18 protein-coding genes and 1 pseudogene are annotated in these 18,928 nt (G+C 41.6%); 8 read left to right on the top strand and 11 right to left on the bottom strand.

What is annotated here, in order from left to right:
• The first annotated feature begins 48 nt into the window (after positions 1-48).
• Positions 49-4,347: a S8 family peptidase gene (locus BK139_RS03710; RefSeq protein WP_175609055.1), complete on the top strand. Its 4,299-nt coding sequence runs from the start codon at positions 49-51 to the stop codon at positions 4,345-4,347.
• A 49-nt stretch (positions 4,348-4,396) separates the two neighbouring features.
• Here BK139_RS03710 and abc-f read toward each other — a convergent pair whose 3' ends face one another.
• The 5 genes and pseudogenes from abc-f to BK139_RS03685 all read right to left on the bottom strand — a co-directional run.
• Positions 4,397-6,169: a ribosomal protection-like ABC-F family protein gene (gene abc-f, locus BK139_RS03705; protein ID WP_076256874.1), complete on the bottom strand. Its 1,773-nt coding sequence runs from the start codon at positions 6,167-6,169 to the stop codon at positions 4,397-4,399.
• A 336-nt stretch (positions 6,170-6,505) separates the two neighbouring features.
• A complete protein-coding gene (locus BK139_RS03700; RefSeq protein WP_076256872.1) occupies positions 6,506-6,706 on the bottom strand; it encodes a hypothetical protein in 201 nt (66 codons plus the stop codon).
• A 118-nt stretch (positions 6,707-6,824) separates the two neighbouring features.
• Positions 6,825-6,947, bottom strand: a complete 123-nt coding sequence (locus BK139_RS03695; RefSeq protein WP_076256871.1) for a YjcZ family sporulation protein — start codon at positions 6,945-6,947, stop codon at positions 6,825-6,827.
• 45 nt (positions 6,948-6,992) lie between these two features.
• Positions 6,993-7,097 (bottom strand): YjcZ family sporulation protein, encoded by a 105-nt coding sequence (locus BK139_RS03690; protein WP_076256869.1) that lies wholly within the window; start codon positions 7,095-7,097, stop codon positions 6,993-6,995.
• Positions 7,098-7,273: 176 nt separating this feature from the next.
• Positions 7,274-7,673, bottom strand: a pseudogene (locus tag BK139_RS03685) (flotillin domain-containing protein); the annotation flags it as partial.
• A 283-nt stretch (positions 7,674-7,956) separates the two neighbouring features.
• Between BK139_RS03685 and BK139_RS03680 the strand changes: the two are divergent.
• Entirely contained in the window at positions 7,957-8,259 is a 303-nt protein-coding gene (locus BK139_RS03680; protein WP_076256867.1) for a hypothetical protein, read from the top strand.
• 81 nt (positions 8,260-8,340) lie between these two features.
• Positions 8,341-9,147, top strand: coding sequence for a glycerophosphodiester phosphodiesterase (locus BK139_RS03675; RefSeq protein ID WP_076256865.1), 807 nt, complete (start codon positions 8,341-8,343; stop codon positions 9,145-9,147).
• Between the two features lie 41 nt (positions 9,148-9,188).
• Here the strand turns inward: BK139_RS03675 and BK139_RS03670 are convergent, their stop codons facing one another.
• A complete protein-coding gene (locus tag BK139_RS03670; protein WP_076256863.1) occupies positions 9,189-10,649 on the bottom strand; it encodes a UDP-N-acetylmuramoyl-L-alanyl-D-glutamate--2,6-diaminopimelate ligase in 1,461 nt (486 codons plus the stop codon).
• A gap of 226 nt (positions 10,650-10,875) precedes the next feature.
• Positions 10,876-11,616 carry a protein-glutamine gamma-glutamyltransferase gene (locus BK139_RS03665; RefSeq protein ID WP_076256861.1) on the bottom strand — a complete coding sequence of 247 codons (741 nt, stop codon included), beginning with the start codon at positions 11,614-11,616 and terminating at the stop codon, positions 10,876-10,878.
• A gap of 228 nt (positions 11,617-11,844) precedes the next feature.
• Between BK139_RS03665 and BK139_RS03660 the strand changes: the two genes are divergently transcribed.
• The 3 genes from BK139_RS03660 (at position 11,845) to BK139_RS03650 (ending at position 13,855) form a co-directional block, all read left to right on the top strand.
• The gene (locus BK139_RS03660; protein ID WP_076256859.1) at positions 11,845-13,281 is read left to right on the top strand and encodes a carbon starvation CstA family protein; all 1,437 of its coding nucleotides are present in this window, start codon (positions 11,845-11,847) and stop codon (positions 13,279-13,281) included.
• A gap of 169 nt (positions 13,282-13,450) precedes the next feature.
• Positions 13,451-13,573: a 3-methyladenine DNA glycosylase gene (locus BK139_RS03655; protein WP_076256857.1), complete on the top strand. Its 123-nt coding sequence runs from the start codon at positions 13,451-13,453 to the stop codon at positions 13,571-13,573.
• A gap of 15 nt (positions 13,574-13,588) precedes the next feature.
• Positions 13,589-13,855 (top strand): hypothetical protein, encoded by a 267-nt coding sequence (locus BK139_RS03650; protein WP_076256854.1) that lies wholly within the window; start codon positions 13,589-13,591, stop codon positions 13,853-13,855.
• A gap of 77 nt (positions 13,856-13,932) precedes the next feature.
• On the opposite strand, the gene BK139_RS03645 is transcribed toward BK139_RS03650, so the two are convergent.
• On the bottom strand, positions 13,933-14,502 hold the full coding sequence (locus tag BK139_RS03645) for an HAD-IA family hydrolase (protein WP_076256852.1): 570 nt from the start codon (positions 14,500-14,502) through the stop codon (positions 13,933-13,935).
• A gap of 189 nt (positions 14,503-14,691) precedes the next feature.
• On the opposite strand from BK139_RS03645, the gene BK139_RS03640 reads away from it, so the two are divergent.
• Both BK139_RS03640 and BK139_RS03635 read left to right on the top strand, forming a co-directional pair.
• Entirely contained in the window at positions 14,692-14,925 is a 234-nt protein-coding gene (locus tag BK139_RS03640; RefSeq protein ID WP_076256850.1) for a helix-turn-helix domain-containing protein, read from the top strand.
• Between the two features lie 153 nt (positions 14,926-15,078).
• Positions 15,079-15,411: a hypothetical protein gene (locus tag BK139_RS03635; protein WP_076256848.1), complete on the top strand. Its 333-nt coding sequence runs from the start codon at positions 15,079-15,081 to the stop codon at positions 15,409-15,411.
• Positions 15,412-15,714: 303 nt separating this feature from the next.
• Here BK139_RS03635 and BK139_RS03630 read toward each other — a convergent pair whose 3' ends face one another.
• From BK139_RS03630 to BK139_RS03620, 3 genes are read right to left on the bottom strand one after another with little or no spacing between them, the layout of a single operon-like run.
• Complete coding sequence (locus BK139_RS03630) at positions 15,715-16,443, bottom strand: exonuclease domain-containing protein (protein ID WP_076256846.1); 729 nt, start codon at positions 16,441-16,443, stop codon at positions 15,715-15,717.
• Positions 16,443-17,426 (bottom strand): DUF294 nucleotidyltransferase-like domain-containing protein, encoded by a 984-nt coding sequence (locus BK139_RS03625; protein WP_076256845.1) that lies wholly within the window; start codon positions 17,424-17,426, stop codon positions 16,443-16,445. The genes BK139_RS03630 and BK139_RS03625 overlap by 1 nt, the downstream gene beginning before the upstream one ends.
• Positions 17,427-17,461: 35 nt before the next feature.
• Entirely contained in the window at positions 17,462-18,730 is a 1,269-nt protein-coding gene (locus BK139_RS03620) for an ammonium transporter (protein WP_076256843.1), read from the bottom strand.
• Positions 18,731-18,928 lie beyond the last annotated feature (198 nt).

The following is an 18,928-nucleotide window of genomic DNA, read 5'->3' as shown; positions in this document are numbered from 1 at the left end:
AATTTTTTGAAAAGAAAAAGAAAATCATTGAATCGCATTCTGTATGTGATGCTGACAGCCTTTCTGATTTTGCCGCTGATGTTCCCAGGCATAGGGTCGGCAGAAAGCAAGAGCTCTCCGCATACTTCAGTTAAGAAAGCTGCTCCTCAGACAGCAAAAAGTAAAATTAACAGCTCACTGCTTAAACAATTTGACAAAGAAGATAAAGTAACATTCCTGATTAAATTCAAAGAACAGGCCGATACTTCAGCAGCAGTCAAGAAGGCTGAAAAAGCGGCTGCATCACAAAAACTGACAGCCTCTAAATCAAAATACATGAAACGCTCTGCAGTCCTGTCCTCACTAAGATCTACAGCTATTGAAACTCAAGGCCATGTCGCCGATTTTCTTCAAAAACAGGAAAAAGACGGCAAGGCAAAAGATGTTCAATCCTTCTACATCGTCAATGCAATTGCAGTAACAGCTACTAAAGACGTTATGGAGCAAATCGCAGTATTCCCTGAAGTAGAAAAGATTCTTCCAAATGAAACAAGACAGCTTCATAAACCTGTTAAAGAGGCAGAAAAATCTCTTAAAACACAAGCAGAAACCAGCTCGATCGAATGGAACATCGACCGCGTCGGAGCTCCTGCTGTATGGGAGATGGGAATTGATGGATCCGGTACAGTCGTTGCATCTATTGATACAGGTGTTCAGTGGAACCACCCGGCATTAAAAGAAAAGTACCGGGGCTATAACCCTGCACAGCCTGATTCTCCAGTACATGAATTCAGCTGGTTTGATGCCACTGCAGGGCAGACAGTTCCTTACGATGATCAGGGTCACGGAACCCACGTAACTGGAACTATGGTTGGTGCCGAGCCGAATGGAGGCAATCAGATCGGTGTTGCACCTGGTGCGAAATGGATCGCAGTAAAAGCCTTTACTGCAAACGGCGGAACTGATGTAGACCTTCTTGAAGCCGGTGAATGGATCCTGGCTCCAAAGGATGCTGAAGGAAATCCGCATCCTGAAAAAGCACCCGATGTTGTCAATAATTCTTGGGGCGGCGGACCTGGACTGGATGAATGGTATCGTCCAATGGTGCAGGCATGGCGTGCAGCTGAAATTTTCCCGGAATTCTCTGCAGGAAACACTACATTGTTTAATCCAGGCGGACCTGGTTCAGTTGCAACACCAGCAAACTACCCGGAATCATTTGCTACTGGTGCGACTGATATTAACAATGGCTTAGCAAGCTTTTCACTGCAAGGGCCATCTCCATACCAAGAAGTTAAGCCTGATGTATCTGCACCAGGAGTTAACATACGTTCCTCAGTTCCCGGAAGCGGATATGAAGGCGGCTGGAACGGAACCTCCATGGCTGGGCCGCATGTTTCTGCCGTTGCCGCGCTGCTCCGCCAGGTTGACTCAAGTCTGACTGTTGAAGAGATGGAGGAAATTCTGCTGACCACCTCTACTCCTTTGACAAATGGTACTTATCCTGAGACACCAAATAATGGTTTTGGATACGGACTCGTAAATGCCTTCGATGCGGTTTCTTCCGTACTGACCGGTCTTGGAAAAATTAAAGGCCAGGTTGCAAAAGAAGGAGATGACTCCGAAGCTCCTGAAGCCAATCATGAAGCACCTCAGGAAACATATGCAGGAATGGATCTCGCACTTGAATTGACTGCATCAGATAATGTAAGCGTCACAAGAGTGGATCTTGAATACTTAAAAGCTGACGGCAACTGGGCCGCCATTGAGGCCGAAAGAACAGACGGCAACTATAAAGATGGTACTTACCAGGCAGTTATTCCTGGAGAAGACATAGCTGAACCTTCTGTAACTTATAAATGGAAGATCAATGATTTTGGCGGGAATTTAACTGAAACAGACTCCTATGAAGTGGCGGTAAGACCAGGAATCAGCATTGGCTATTCTCAGGACTTTGAATCACAGCCGGCCGGCTGGACTTCGTATGGACCGGAAAACAGCTGGGAGTGGGGAGTTCCATCATCAGGTCCTGGCAATGCAGCATCCGGGGAAAAGGTATATGCAACTAAACTTGACGGCAACTATGCAAATAGAGCAAACATGAATCTGCAGATGCCTCCTATTGACCTGCCGGAAGGAAATGCCTACCTTCAATTTAAGCAATGGCACGAGCTTGAAAACCGTTATGATTATGGTCACGTTTTTGTATCAACCGATATGGAAAACTGGGAACAGGCTCTGCGCGTAAACGGCAATACAACAGACTGGGTTAATGCAGAAGTAGACTTAAGTGCATACGCAGGACAGAGAATTTATGTAGCATTCAATGTAACTACAGATGGCTCTGTTCAGAAGCAAGGCTGGTATATTGATGATGTAAGGTTATCTGATACTCCAGCTGAACCTGCAGGCAAAGCACAGCTTGGCATCAGCAAGGATAAACCTTCTGCAGAATTAAAGAAGGAAAAGGTAAATCCTGATAAAATTGTTCCTGAAAAGGATGCACCAGCAAAAGATGATGAGAAACAGCATCAGCCGGCACCTGATCTTCTTCCGCTTACTGCCGAAGTAAGTGTGCTGGAATCAGGCAGGTCCGTATTTACTAATCCTCAAAACGGATCTTTTGAAATGACACATGCTTCAGGTGATTTCACTGTAAAAGCGGAAGCATACGGCTATCGTTCTCAAACACAAAATGTAAATATACCGCAGGATGGAGAAGCGACTGCAAATTTCGTCCTTGAGGAAATACCAAAAGGCACTGTCACAGGTGTTGTGACAAATGAAGCAACTGGAGAGCCTGTTGCAAATACTACGCTTCTTTTAATTGAAGATGCGGCAGTACAGCCAGTAACAACAAATGAAAACGGTGAATATACACTCACAGCCTATGAAGGCACATACACTTTAAAAGCAATGGCACCTTCCTACTACAGCAAGGAGCAGAGCATCACGATCGAAGGCGGCTCAACTCTTGAGCAAAACATTGAGCTTAAGCCATTTATCGGATATCCGGGTGAAATCGGATATGATGATGGCACAGCTGAAAATGCTCGTGCATTCTACGATGCCGGCAATGGCTGGGCAGTTAAAATGTCCCTTGCATCCGGCCATGACAGCGCAATGGTTACCGGCGGATTATTCCGCTTCTGGGATACAAGCTGGCCGACTCCGGGCGGTACAGACTTCAAAGTGGAAGTATACGATGCGAGCGGACCGGACGGAGCCCCAGGCAAGAAACTTGCAGGCCCATTTGAAGCAACAGCATTAAGAAACGGTGAATGGACACATGTAGATCTTAGTGACGAAGGAATCGTTACAAATGGCGACTTCTATATGGTCTATATCCAATCAGCACCAAATCCTAATGCTCCTGGCCTTGGCACAGATGAGGATGGAGAGTATGCAGGACGCAGCTGGCAGCTTGTAGGCGGAGCTTGGTCACCGTCGCCTGAAGATGAAGGTAACTATATGATTCGCGCGACAGTAAACTATGAAGTTACAGCACCTGTCATTACTTCACCAGCGGATGGAACATTTACAAACCAGGGTAAAGTTACTATTGAAGGTACTTCCGCTCCTACAACTACTGTAAAAGTATTTAATAATGGAGAAGAAGTCGCATCGGCTGGCAGTACAGACGAAGGCACTTTCTCAGCAGAGATTTCACTTACTGAAGGGGAAAACACACTTACTGCCAAAGCATCAACAGAGTCAGGGTCCACTGATGCTTCTGAACCTGTAAAAGTAATATATGATAAAACAAAACCGGAACTGTCCATTACAAGCCCTGCAGATAAATCGAAAACAAACAAAGAAACAGTCACTGTTAAGGGAACCGTTTCTGACGATAACCTTGATTGGGTAAAAGTAAACGGCCAGACAGCAAAGGTTACAGACGGTGAATACTCTCTTCGCATCCTGCTGGATGAAGGTGAAAACACCATTATAGTAACAGCACAGGATAAAGCGAAAAACAGCGAAGAGAAAACAATCACAGTCGATGCTAAATATACAGCTCCTTCCATAGAAAATCTTCTTCCTGCAGAAGACAAGGAGCTTAAAAAAGGCGAATCGGTAAAAATCGAATTTGATAGTGAACCAGGGTTAAAAGCTACCTTTGCCATCAGAATGCCTTTAACAAATGCTGGCGGCCACCTGAATAACGCAACTGAGCTTCCAATGATGGAAACTTCCCCGGGCCATTATGTCGGCTACTATACTGCCACTTCAAATGTAAAAGCACCTGGTGCCGAAATTGAAGTGAAAGTGATGGATGACTACGGCAATGAAGCCCGCAAGACAGCAGATGGAAAACTGTGGATTAATGCAAAAAAGAAGAATAATAACAGCACTAAAAAGAAGTAAATCAGATGTGAAGGCAGGCCCATTATTATTGGGGCCTGCCTTTTTGCACTTATTGATTTAACAATGTTCTTTTTTCTTTTACTAAGCCATTAAACTCCTTATCCAATTGGGCATATTTGCTGTCACCCTGAACAAGCAGACTGAGTTCTCCAAGAATCGCATTGATGCGGTTATCAATCACCATGATCCGGTCTTTTGTGGAATCATGAGCTTTTTCCTGCTGGGACCTTCTGGATTTCATACGATACTCCTTCAGGTTCATATCAAATCTGGTGATTTTATTTTTTTCAAATACAAGCAATCTTGTGCTTAATTTTTCCAAAAAATATAAGTCATGCGAAATAATGATAAGTGTACCTGAAAATTCCCTGAGCGTTTTTTCAAGTTGCTCCCTGCTTGGCAAATCCAAGTGATTAGTCGGTTCATCTAATATTAGGACGTCATATTCCTTTAAAAGCATGTCTGTGAGCTTCACCCTGATTCGCTCCCCCATGCTCAGCTGTCCAATCGGCTGAGTTAACTTCGCTTCCTTCATACCCAGATTTGCCAATAGGGTCCTTGCCCTGTAAATCTGCTCCCGTTCGCTGAGATCAAGTGCTTCAATGGCGTTTTTGGTTAACGGTAAATCATTAATATCCTGGTTTAAATAGGCAATCTTTAAAGTGCTGCTAATCCAGAGTTCCCCATCAGAAGGGGGTATCTCTTCCAGCAGCATACGGATAAAAGTGGTCTTGCCAGTCCCGTTTGATCCAAGAATCCCTATTTTTTCGCCATGCTTTATATAAAACTGGCTATCCTTGAAAAGAGTCCGATCTCCAAAGCTTTTTGAGAGGTTTTTAGCTTCAATGATCCTTTTTCCCCGTTTGCCTGCTGAATCAAATTGAAAGTGCACTTTTGCCTCTTCTGCCGGCTTCTCAATTCTATTTTTATCCAGTTCCTGCTGAAGCCTTTTCATTTTTGACTTCACCTGCTGATCCATCTTTTTAGCCTTCACTCTGTGGTATTCTTTAAAGCCCATCTGCCTATTTTCAGAAGGACTTCCGCCCTTAGTTGATTCCCTGTGAGCTTTTTCTGACCATTTTTTTAAATTGGCCATCTGATTTTCGATCCGATCGATCTCTCTTTGCTGAACATTAAATTGATGAAGCTGATCATCATAATTTTTCTGTTTTTGTTCCCGGTAGGCTGTGTAATTGCCGTCATACATGGTTAAAATGCCCTCCTGCAGTTCAAAAATCCTGCGGACAGCCTGATCAAGGAAGTGACGGTCATGGGAAATGACCATGACAGGACCGCAGAATTGGCCAATCTCCCCAATAAGCCACTCGATTCCCTGTAAATCCAAATGATTGGTGGGTTCATCCAAAATCAGCATATCCGGTTTTGATGACCAAACCTTAGCTAAGGAGAGCTTCAATCTTTCTCCCCCGCTTAAAGAATCAAGCCTTTCCGTTTTCCATTCTCGGAGTTTTGAGAGTCCTAATCTGCTTGCCTGACGGACAATTTCTTCTTCCGGGCTTTGGTCAGGAGCATGAATATCACTCACAGAATAATCTGCTGACTGATGCAGATAGGCGATTCTATATGGCTCCTTCATCCGCTCGATTGTCCCTTTATCCGCCTGGATACTGCCGAATAAAATATTGGCCAATGTAGTCTTACCTGTGCCATTTAAGCCAACAAGACCAATTCGATCCTGCTGATAAATATCGAATTCCAAATTAGAAAAAACCATTTTATCTCCGAATGATTTTTGAAGATCCCTGGCCATGATAACCGGTATACCGTTATTGTGGTGATTGCTGATTTTATTTGCACACATAAAAAAACCTCCCCATACCCGGAGAGGACTGTGCACCCATCATTGGACATGGTGCAAATACATAAAAAACGCGCGCCTAAATAAAATATAATCCGCTTAAAGACAAATAAGCAGACATCACTTCCGATAAGGAATGATTAAAAAAGGGCACACTAATCCTATGTTCTCCGGGATAAACTTTTTAAATATAAAAAGATACCAGAAAAAATAAGATTATAACTTCATGCCCCTAAATCATCCTTTCAACCTGTTTGATTGTAGTATATAAGCTTCTGGCTTTTATTGTCAATAGGCTCATGTTCAGCAATCGGATACATGCATCTGCCCCGGATACCATTAATCAATTCGGATATGTTTATTGGTAAGCTCCTTGAGCATATTTAATATCGTAGCTCTTTCCTCCAGATTAAAACCGCTTACCCACTCGGAAACAAGCTTATATTCATTTTGATGCATTTCCCGCTGAAGGCCGCCCTCCAATATGGAGTAAATTTCCCTCATAGTGTTTTCCCGATCCTGTGTTTTAAGTTCATCCATTTTGCAAACCTCCCTATTTCTTTTATGCTGCTTCTTTTCCCCATTTGGCATCTTTGGAAACACTGTTATGTATGCATACAAAAGAAAAGCAGGCTCCCCTGCTTTTCTTTTTAATCTATTACCACTTAAAGCAAGAAGCACCTACGATGATCAATAGGATGAATAGAACCACAATTAGCGCAAAGCCCCCGCCATATCCAGCACCACCGTATCCGCAGCCGCCATATCCGTAGCCATACATTATAAAATCCCCTCCCTTGCCAATTAAATCTGTCTGCATATTTTATTAGTAGAATCCACCGTAACCCCAAGAAGCACCGATAATAATCAGTAAAATAAACAATACAACTAAAAGGGCGAAACCGCCGCCGTATCCGCAACCGTCTGACATAGTCAATTACCTCCTTTGTTTGATTCAATATATCCTATTCAATTCACCCAGATTGTGCGATAGACGAATACACAGTTTTCTGCGCAAAATAGAAGCCTTCGGTGTGAAGGCTTCTATTTTTTGTTGATATAACGGCATTTTCAGGTTATCTCCCCAGATAAAAATAGGCAATTTCATTATTTCTTATGAGCGAGAGAGTGGCCTGGATATACTTAGCGGTCTGGACGGGTTCTTTTTCTTTGATTTCCTCAGTCAGCTGCTCCAGGCTTTGGCGGACGCTTCCTTTGCCTGAAATGATTTGGAGAAGCTCCTTCACGTCAATGCCGGATGAAGCTTTCAGGCTTTCCTGCATAGTGGACATCAGGTTGGCGGCATAGCCGGTTACTTTATTGGCACCGCCATTAGTGCAGTCACCCCTGTATCAACCACTGTAATCTTATCAATATTCGATAACGGGCTAGCAAGCTGTTTCGCATATTCCGGAAGCATGTTAATGACCATATCCATCATAGCCGCCTGGCCATACTGTTCAAATGCCTCGGCAATTTTTCTCTTTGCCTCTGCTTCTGCCAAACCATCCTATTCATTTTTATAGTCAGGCTATCAATCCCGTGCCTCCTTCCTTTTTACTATTAAAGCTTAATTTATATACGGACAAAGGCCAGAAAATATTTCATTTTTCTTAATTTTCCCAATTGACACTGCTGCTTCTTCTGCTTGTCTAACTTTCACCCAATTATAGTCATTTTCATTACTATTCCTGCATACCATATTTGAGGATTTAAAATCCTTTTGAGGATTAAATGGTGAAAAATGGTGGAATAAACCAATATATCTGGTTAGCGGAGGGATAGGAATCATGACAAGATCTGAATTGCATATGGAGAAGCCTAAGAGCAAATTTATGCTGGTGTCAATTGTCCTATTGGGATGTTTAGCTGCTGTCTTTACAGCATTATATTTTTATTCTCAAAGCCTCATTACTATAGAAGCCCCCAAAAAAGAACTGGGTGAGAAAATCATCATCCAGCTTCCTTCCGGAAAGAGTGTATTTACATATGAAAACCTTATAGTTGAAGAAGAAGGAAAACTTTTTTATAAAGGCGAAAGAAATACCCTGGATTTGACTGGCGGTACAATTGTTTATGAGGATTGGGAATAAACAGGATCAAAACTTGGTAATCCTCTGCAGTTGACAAAATGTTTTCATATCCTATAAGATGAGCAAAAATGGCGAGGAGAAATGACTTTGAAGGTAATGAAAAATGTGATTTTTACAGCTTTAGCTACAGTTATTTCATTTTTCGGCATTAAGAAAATAGCAAATAATGCACATATGATAAAAAGAATTGGCCATCGGGGAGTTGCCGGCTACTGCCCGGAAAATACTTTTCCCTCATATGACCGGGCAATCGAAATGGGAGCAGATTATCTGGAAATTGATGTGCAATTAAGCAAGGATGGAAGGCTGGTCGTGATTCACGATTCCCTTGTAGACCGTACAACTGACCATAAAGGAAAAGTCTCTGACTTTACCTTTGATGAGCTCAGAAAAATGGATGCCGGCAGCTGGTTTTCTGCAAAATTCAGCGGTGCCTGTATCCCTTCATTTGAAGAGGTCTTGGACAAATATGCGGATCGTGTCGGGCTTTTAATTGAGTTAAAGAAACCATCCCTATATCCGGGCATTGAAAAGATGATCGCCGAGGAACTAAAAAAAAGAAAACTTGATTCAAAAGGTCAAGACCATATTATTGTGCAGTCATTTGAAACTGCTTCAATGAGATTATTTCATGAACTGATGCCGGAAATCCCTGTCGCCATCTTAATCAACTATCCTCCTGACAAAATGGAGATAAAAAATATTGCCGAATATGCAAGCTACCTGAATCCTAAGTGGACGGTGGTTAATAAGCGCGTGATCGATTTAATACATGCAAATGGCATGAAAGCAATTGCCTGGACTGTGCGTTCCAAGAAAGAAGCAGATAAATTAAAGCATTTTCCACTGGATGGAATTGTAGCTGATTATTTAGACCTTATTGAATAGACAAAAAGGGTGCAGACCAAGTCATGGTCTGCACCCTTTTTTTATAAGACTGCCTGTTTTCTTCCGGTATTCAGCAGCTTTAAGGTTTCCAAATCATTATCTGCCGGTAAAGCAAAAGATTGTTGATAAGCTTCAGGACCTTTCCCGGTAATAAAGATCCAGTCATTCTCTTTTGCTTCAGCCCAAGCTTTCCGGATAGCCAATGTCCGGTCGGGGATCACTTCACCCTTACCGTCTCCATATTCATTGTTCAGAGAAATTAATTGGCTTAACATTTCATTTTCACACTCATCGTTGAGGTCATCAGCGGTCAAATAAAATTTATGGCAGTATTTTGCCGAAACTTTAATCATATCCACACGTTTTGATTGATCTCTTCCGCCCCGGAATCCATAAATTTGAAGGATTCTTTCAGCCCCCTGCTGCTTCGCAGTGTCCAGACAATATTCAAACGCATCCACTGTATGAGCATAATCCACGACAAATTTAGCTCTTGATGGATGAATAATCATTTCAAAACGTCCGGGTATACCCGGAAATGAAGCCAAAGCCTTAATCATATCTTCCGGGTCTATCCCCAATTCAATACCTGTCAAAAAAGCCATTGCTGCATTATAAACATTATGGTGGCCCGGAAGAGGAAATTCAATTTCAAACGATTTCCCTCTCACCTCGAGAATAAAAACAGTCTTCCCATTTATAGCAGTGTCTTTTATTGAGCAGCACTTCTCATCACCCAGCATAATCAACGGAATCTTTTCATTTTGCAGAAGCCCTGCCATTTTTTCTCCCCATGAATTATAAAGATTGACGACTCCTTTACCGTCTTCTTTTAACAAGGTAAAGATTTTCTTTTTATCATAAAAATACCGATCCATACTATCATGATAATCCAGATGGTCATGAGCCAGATTAGTAAATAGCGCGTAGTCTAATTCCAGACCTTCAGTTCTTGACTGTTCCAGCGCATGAGAAGAAATCTCCATAACGACAAACTCATCATGGCTTTTACTCAGCATTTTTTGAATCTGCAAGGCATCCGGTGTCGTGTTGCAGGTCTTATATTCCTTGTTATTAATAAGGTTTGATACAGTACCCAAGAGGGAGCAGGTCCTGCCTGCAGTCTCCAGTATATGCTTTAAAATATAGGCAGTGGTCGTTTTCCCATTAGTTCCTGTAATACCTATTATTTTATGCTTTCTTGATGGGCGATCATAGAAGCAATTCGCCAGTTTCCCCAGACTGGTTCTGCTGTCCGTTACTTTTATGTAAGGCACATTTAACTCAATTGCTTCCTCACCCACTACGGCAGCCGCCCCATTTTCAACAGCTTGTCCAATGAAGTCATGTCCATCTGCCTGAAAACCTTTAATAGCAACAAAAAGGCTTCCTTTCCCCACTTTGCGTGAATCCATTTCAATCCCTGTAATATCAGGATTGTCTGTAAGTACACCCATCTCCCCGCTATCCTTTAGGCAATTAATAACCTGGGATAATTTCATATTTCTGTCTCCTTTAATGTTTAAACATCAAGTAATTTGGTGTATATATATCTATAATCATTATCTTTTGTTTTCCCACATTCTCAGGAAATATGCCTTCTTTAGGATACAAATATCGAGGTATGAGTAAAATCGTCTTAATATACTACAATTGAGGATAATTCTGGGTGAATGGCTTCTGAAAAATAAGCGATTCACCCTATTGAAATGTCAGCTTTATTGCGTTTCACACTATAGATAATGGCCGCTTGGCAAACTGGGATAGATACTTCACGTTCAATCGGCTATGCTGTGAAATGAGATAAGCATCCCTTGTAGCACCTGGCTTTCTAAGCGTGTTAAGAGCTCTTATCATCCCTGCTTCGCTTTCCATTCCTACTCCATGCCCAAAGAACATGCCCCCGCCCAAATAAACGGAATTCTCACCTGTCCAAACTGGATGATCATAATCAGGATTGTAAAAATAAACTACATCACCAGGTATGAAATTCCGGCCTCTTTTGGTAACAATCGACAGATCGTGATCATAATTCCAATCCCATACAAGAAGTCCCTGAAATAGTGTATTGAAGCGGCTGACAGAAATGGAGTCCAATACAGCTTTATAAAAAATCAGCACAATGGCTGTTGTACATTCAAAAGCATATTCCCAGCTGTTCGTAAACACATCCATGATTGCATCGGACGGTAAAACAGATGGATCCAGCAGGTATCCATATTTGGTCCTTCTCCATATGCGCGAATTAAAGCGTGATGTATTAAAGGGTGCAAACTCCACACGGCTCCCATGAAGCTGCCTGGCTGCTTTGATAATATTCTCCCTCAAAAGAATATCAAATAGCAGTTCATGTATTGAATCGTACTGATGAGTCTCGGGACTGCTCTCCAGCGCCAGATAAATTTCACGCTGAACTCCAAAAAAACTGGAACCCCCCGGTTTATTCTGATTATTCGAAAGGATAATCATTGTCTTCCCCCCTTCAAATGAACTTATAGTAGCTTATGGTTTCATTTGCAGGAGGGTTCCTTCATTATTTGACTTCCATCACGTTATCCAATCCAAGTTATTATTATCGGAAAATATCTTTTTTTCTGAAATAAGCTTGCTTTTTATTCCAGTTTCCTTGTACAATATTCAACATATTCTTAAGTTTCAGATTATACTTATAATTATTTACAACAGGGGGATTTTTTCATGGCGACTTTTCTAGGTTCGATTGTTTTGCTGATTGCAGGTTATGCCTTTTATTCCAAGATAGTAGAGCGCATATTTGGTATAAATGACAGCAGCCCTACACCTGCTTATACGGAAAAAGACGGAATGGACTTTGTTCCGATGAGCTGGTGGAAAGGCAGCTTGATTCAGCTGTTGAATATCGCTGGGCTAGGTCCCATTTTTGGTGCAATTATGGGTGCATTATACGGGCCCGCAGCTTTTATCTGGATTGTTGCCGGCTCCATTTTTGCCGGGGCGGTTCATGATTACTTCTCAGGGATGCTTTCTCTTAGGCATAAAGGAGAGCAATTTCCAAGCATTGTCGGAAGATATTTAGGAAAACCGGCCAAAACGTTCATTAATATATTTTCAATTCTCTTAATGGTTTTAGTTGCCGCTGCATTTACTGCCGGTCCGGCACAGCTGATTTCAAGTATAACTCCCTTAAGTTTTATGGCATCATTGCTCATTATTTTTGCTTACTTTATCCTTGCAGCTGTTTTGCCTGTAAACCGTATTATAGGAAAGATTTATCCTCTATTTGGAGCAATATTAATCTTTATGGCAGTATCCATTGCAGTTGCATTGCTTTTCAGCGAAAAATCCATACCGAATGTGACACTGTCTAATCTTCATCCCGGTGAACTGCCAATCTGGCCATTACTGATGGTCACCATTTCCTGCGGAGCGATCTCAGGTTTTCATTCAACACAAAGTCCGATTGTCTCACGTACATTAAAAAAGGAAAGTGATGGAAGAAAGGTTTTCTATGGCGCCATGATTGGCGAGGGAATTATTGCTTTAATCTGGGCAGCAGCGGGCATGACCCTTTTCGGTGGAACTGGAGGTCTTCAAGATGCATTAGCGGCTGGCGGTCCAGCGGGAGTGGTTAATGAAATTTCCGGCAGCCTCCTTGGTACGCTGGGTGGAATCCTTGCTATACTAGGAGTAATCATCCTGCCGATTACAACAGGCGATACCGCCCTTCGTTCCTCAAGAATGATGCTGGCAGAATCACTTTCATCTTTACTAAAAATGGATGGGAAATGGAAGGCTGTCATCACCACCTTACCTGTGGCTCTTCCTACTTTATATCTGGCAACCATCGATTACTCATTCCTTTGGAGATATGTCGGATGGACAAACCAGGTTACAGCAGCGGTCATGCTTTGGACAGCCACTATGTATCTTTTGAAAAACAACAAATTCCATTGGATTAGCGGTGTTCCTGCATTGTTTATGACTGGTGTAGTATCCACCTATATCTTCTATGCCCCTGAAGGCTTTAAAATGGATTATCAACTATCAATGATAATCGGATCAGTCATAACCCTCTTAATTACCGGCTGGTATGTTTATCAAATCCTTAAACAAAAGCAGCTGCGCAAGAATAACCCCAACCTAAAAGCTGCCTAAAGCGGTAAAAAATGCACCTCACACAAGAGTGAAGGTGCATTTTTTTATGGCCTTACAGAGCAATTTCTCCTCTTTCGGATTAAACAGTTAAACTCTTGCAATCCGTCATTTAGGTTTTACTCCACTGCCAGAGGGTAATGAATACTAACAGTTAAAGGAGGGTTTAACTATGGCTGATCATAACAATTCAGAAAAAAATAATTCGATAGAACAAAATAAAAAGAAAGAAAACGATAGAGATATCGAACCCCAAAGAGAGCCTGAGAAACCTCAGGAAGAAAACAGGAAATAAGGAGGGTGAATAACAGTGGCTGACAAAAACATTCAGGATGGAAAGATGGATAATCCCGAGCAATATAAAACCGAGAAGGAAAGTTTATTCGATAAGTATGAGAGCGAAAAAAATGTTGATCCTATACCAATGGAAGACTTAAAACAGGAGAAGGAAGAAGAAAAAAACGGATCAAAAATAAAGAGCAGTTCATCAACAGAGGAAAAGTACAAAGCAGACTTTGAAACAATAAAAAAGAAAAAGCTGTTTGGCGATAAATATGACGATGGAACAAGAACGTAAAGAAACACATGCTGCTATGAAGGACCAATTCAATATTAAAGAAAACCTCCTGGCACCCAAAAGTGCCAGGCTTTTTACTAATATAGCTTTATTTTCTTATTGAAATCTCTATAGTGGTTCAGATAATAATCTGCTCCAGGAGCTTCATTCTGAAAAAGGCAGGTCCTGATGCCAAGTTTCTTTGCAGGCAGGATGTCTATTTTCCTGTCACCTATTGCTAAATCAACCTTATGCTTTTCATGCAGAAATTCATAAGAAGCTGTGTGAGGCTTGCGGGGATAGCCATCGTCTCCTGCTACCATATCGGTAAAGTATCCATCTAATTTATGGAAGGTTAATATAGAAAGAACATCATCTCTTTCCTTGTGAGTCATGATGACATTCTTATCAGCCTGCTTTAATACCTGCTCCACATCAGGAAAAGGCTTTAAATCATTTGGACGCAGCTGTCTCGCCCTCATCCTGATTGTTTTTATTTGTTCGTCATTTAACTTGAAATGTTGAAATGCATCGCTGAAAGAAACCTTTAGCTGGCAAAAAATCTTTTCATCGGAAACCTTTTTATCATTCATAACCTCTCTCACGATCGCTGTGTAAGCTGGATATGTATCAAATAAAGTGCCATCAAAATCCCAAAGTATATTCAACAGGCAAAGCTCCTTTCTATTTTCTTTTTATCCTCTTATTTAGTTATTATACCTCCAGCAATCTATTAAACTGCTTTTCCATTGTTATTAAATTACTTTGACAAACCTATATCACAATGCTAATTTTATAGCTATAAGACAAAAAACATAGCCCTGAAAAATGGGTGAATTGTTAAAGGATGAATTAGAATGAACAAAGAAATTATTAAATTAATCAGAAAGAGCTATAACATGACACAGCGTGATTTCGCAAGAGTTGTCAGCTGCAGCTTCTCTTTAATAGCTCTGGTTGAGGTGGGCAAGAGAAGAGTAACAGCTGATCTGGAAAACAAGATCAAAATTGCTTTTGACCTCGATGACCAGCAGATGCAGTCACTTGCTTCTCTTGTTTCGGAAATCAGCAAAGTCCCCCCTTTTATGTAAACAGAGGCGGCCGTTTTAAACCTTCTCTTTTAAGATAATATAGACCACAAAGCAGCAACCCGCCAATAAAATAGGCATTTGCCGTGTCTCTCCGCCCATTTATGCATAGATTATAGGGAGTTTGAGGATTTTTGCATAAAAGGAGAGTGCCCAATGTATCCATATGGCTATTATCAAGGTTATCTTCCTCAGCCAGCAGCCCACTTCACCCCAGAATATGAAATTCAGCAGTTCGAACAATATGATACGGAAAGACAGCCCCAGCAGCTGGAGAGAAGAGTTACCGCTTTGGAAAGGCAAAATCAGGATCAATCCAGAGAGATTACCCGCCTTAACAGGCAGCTGGTCAATTTGACTGATCAGGTCAGAATGCTAAATCAGACCGTTGACCGCCATACACGAAGGCTGAATCGGCTAAACCAAAGACTAAGAGCAGTTGAGAATAGACTTAACATCCCTTTCACTCCATTTGATGGGGAATTCTAAGGGGGAATTTTGTGCTTTTTGCTCCGCTTAGAAACCAAATTTGCCCCAATCTCATAGTGATTGGGGCTTTGATTTTGATTAAATGGAAGGGTTTTTATGACTGCCTGGACCGGGGTTCGGACTCAAACTCCTTAACAATCAGGTTTCTGTCCGAAGTTGCCCCTGCTTCAGACTCAAACCTCCTTTAACCTTTGATTTGTGTCCGAAGTTCCTCCTGCTTCAGACTCAAACTTCCTTTAACCTTGATTTGTGTCCGAAGTTACCTCAGTTGGCTTCATCTTCTCCCGTCCAACCTTCCTTGTGTTACCTTAACCTGGCCAGGCGCTCGTAAACCTCTTTTAAGTTTGAGCACCCTGATTTATGAACTTCCTCGATTAAGCAGCACCACAGGAAAGCTGTCAGCTTTGCATCTCCCAGAGCATGATGGCGGCCCTTAACAGGGATGCCATAAAATTCACAGAGGTCTTCTAATTTTCTTAATGGTTTATTAGGATCGGCTATCCTATAAAGGAAGGAAGTATCTAATATCCTGTGCTTGAATGGAGTGCGAAAAAGCTTCCAGCTGCTGTACTGCATAAAGCTTTTTTCGTGGTTTGCATGATGGGCAACCAGCGGCATTTCCTTTACAAATTCAAGAAAGCTAATCAACACCTCCGAGAGGGGAGGAGCTTTTTCTAAATCAGCCTCAGATAGACCTGTCAGCTCCTTTATTTCACTTGAAAGAGGCTTATCAAAATGAACAAGTGAATAAAAACTGTCTTCACTGACTTTCCCGCTAGTAATTTTAACCGCACCAATCGAAATAATTTGATCCCCTTTATCCGGATAAAATCCAGTTGTCTCAATATCAAAGACAGCCACATTCAAATTCCCTAAGGGGATAGGCATTAAATCAGCATTCTGCAGCTCCCTCTGCATTTGTCTAATAAATGCTAAATGATGCGGATTTTGACCATTCATTCCACCTAACATGTTAGTCTGAAGTTTGCCCTGAATACCTCTGACAAATTGGACAAAAGGATGGAACCTCATTAACCTGCACCCTTTTGAATGGTCCTGACCACAAATTGATGAAGCTTTTTGGCATCCTTTAAAATATCTTTCAGTTCATTTCGCTCTGATATTGATAAGGTTTTAAGCTGAATGTAATGAGTATCATCATAGGCATCTGTTTGCCTGTATGTCTGAAGCCTCCATTTTAACAAGACAGCAAAATTATTTCGATATTTACCCAATCCCCCATAGCCATTTATGTTCATAATCTTATTCATTCGGGCAATAGTAGATGTGTCCAGAATTCCTTCCTTCACAGCAAGAATTCTTACGGCATTTACATAAGGTATAAATGCAGCGTATTTTAGATCCAGCTCCCCTTGATGGCTTCCCTTTTCCTCTGCCAAAAGCTGGCCAAATGGACCTACTGATTTTTTCATATGCATGCTGGTCTCCACCATTCTCGTAAGCAGATGCGGGCTTTTTTGGAGATTCACGTGAATAAAGGATTTCAATTCTGCTATATACGCTTCCTCTCCTGCCAGCACTCTGCTGTCATAGAAAATATGGAGATTCCTGATCGTCTGCAGACTCTCCTCCTGCATCCATGCATGGATTTGTTCTTTCCATTCAGAAAGTGATTTGCACCATAGCGGATTAGAGCTCATCACATTTCCTTCACAAAATGGATAGCCAACAGACTGTAAACCTTTTGAAACTTCCTTCCCCAGCTCTAAATAATACTTTTCCGCTTCAGCAGCCCCTGATTCAAACACCAATCCGTGATCCTGGTCACTCAGAAAGCCCTGCTCCCTTCTCCCCGAGCTTCCCATTGTGAACCAGGCAAATTTCCATGAGGATGGTCTTTCAATTTTTTTGGTTCTTTCCAACGCCATACGAATAACTGCTTTCATGATAATGTCGTGAAAATCATTCAGAGCGCTGATATCTGAGCGGTATTTTAAGATCTGTTCCTCTTTCCACTTTTTTAGGGATTGATAAGAGTTAAATGTTGATTCCATCCAGGCACTTCCTTTAAAAGAAGCTCCAGTCTTGCTTACGAGCTTAACTTTTTGTTTTCATCAGCCATAAAGACTTCGGGATATCCATAGCTTCCATGTTCACTTAAATCCAATCCCATAATTTCTTCTTCCTCTGTTACCCGAAGTCCATTCAATACCTTCTTGGCAGCTGCCAAAATTATAAAGGATACAGCAAAAGCATAAAGGCCGGAAACAGCGACACCCATAAACTGTACTCCCAGCTGTTCAAAACCTCCCCCATAAAACAGCCCAGGTTTACCGACTGATGCCAATTCAGGTGCAGCAAAGAATCCAGTAGATAATGTTCCCCATACCCCGGCAGCACCATGAACAGATAGAGCAAAGATTGGATCATCGATTTTTCGCTTTTCAACGAAACGCACACTGTAGAATACAAGGATTCCTGATACAAACCCTATGACAACAGCCGCCCATGTATCAACAAAAGCACAGGAAGCCGTAATTGCGACCAGACCTGCCAGGGCACCGTTAAGCATTGTGGGAACATCGGATTTACCCATAACCATCCATGAAATAATCAGTGCAGCAACTGCTCCTGCTCCGGCAGCAAGATTTGTGTTAAGAGCTACAAATCCAAAAAAACCATCTTCCACAGTCAAAGTACTGCCGGCGTTAAACCCAAACCAGCCAACCCACAGGATCAGCACACCCAAGGCTGTATATACCTGGTTATGGCCATAGATATTGTTAGCGGAACCATCTTTATTAAATTTTCCAATTCGGGGCTTAAGTAAAATCGTAGCTGCCAACGCTGCCATAGCACCCGTTAAGTGGACAACTGTTGAACCAGCAAAGTCCTGCTTGCCGTGTTCAGCAAGCCAGCCTCCTCCCCAAATCCAATGTGCGACGACAGGATAAACAATAGCAGAAAAAAGTACGGTAAAAATGAGGTAAACGGAAAGTTTTGCACGTTCAGCAAAGCCGCCTAATGCAATCGTAATGGAAATACCGGCAAATGCCATCTGAAATACGAAGAATACAGAAGAAGATAAGCTCATTCCCTCAAGCTCAGCACCTGAGTAAAAAAAATTTGATAACCCAACCAATATATTTGCATCATCGCCGAAAATGAAACCAAAGCCAATGGCCCAAAATACCAATGATGATAAACCGAAGGTAAAAATCGTTTTACCGGCAATATGCCCCGCATTTTTCATCCTGGTCGAACCGGCTTCAAGCATAACGAAACCGCCAAGCATAAAAATGACTAAAATGGCTCCCAGCATTACCCAAAGACTATTCATTAAAAATGTGGCTTCCAAATGTAATTCCTCCCTTTTTCTATTAATGTAAGGATAACAATTAGATTCATGTTATATTTCCTTACATAATTTAAATTTAATCCTTATTTTACTCTTTTTTACACCGATGTCAATAAATTTTTTGAAGATTTATAATTTTTATGTTATAAAACCTTACATAATGAAATTATTTGGATTGGCAATTTTATAGTTGCATCT

The organism is Paenibacillus sp. FSL R5-0490 (genome assembly GCF_001956215.1).
Lineage (GTDB): Bacteria > Bacillota > Bacilli > Bacillales > Cytobacillaceae > Cytobacillus.
This window is presented reverse-complemented; position numbering and strand designations above follow the sequence as displayed.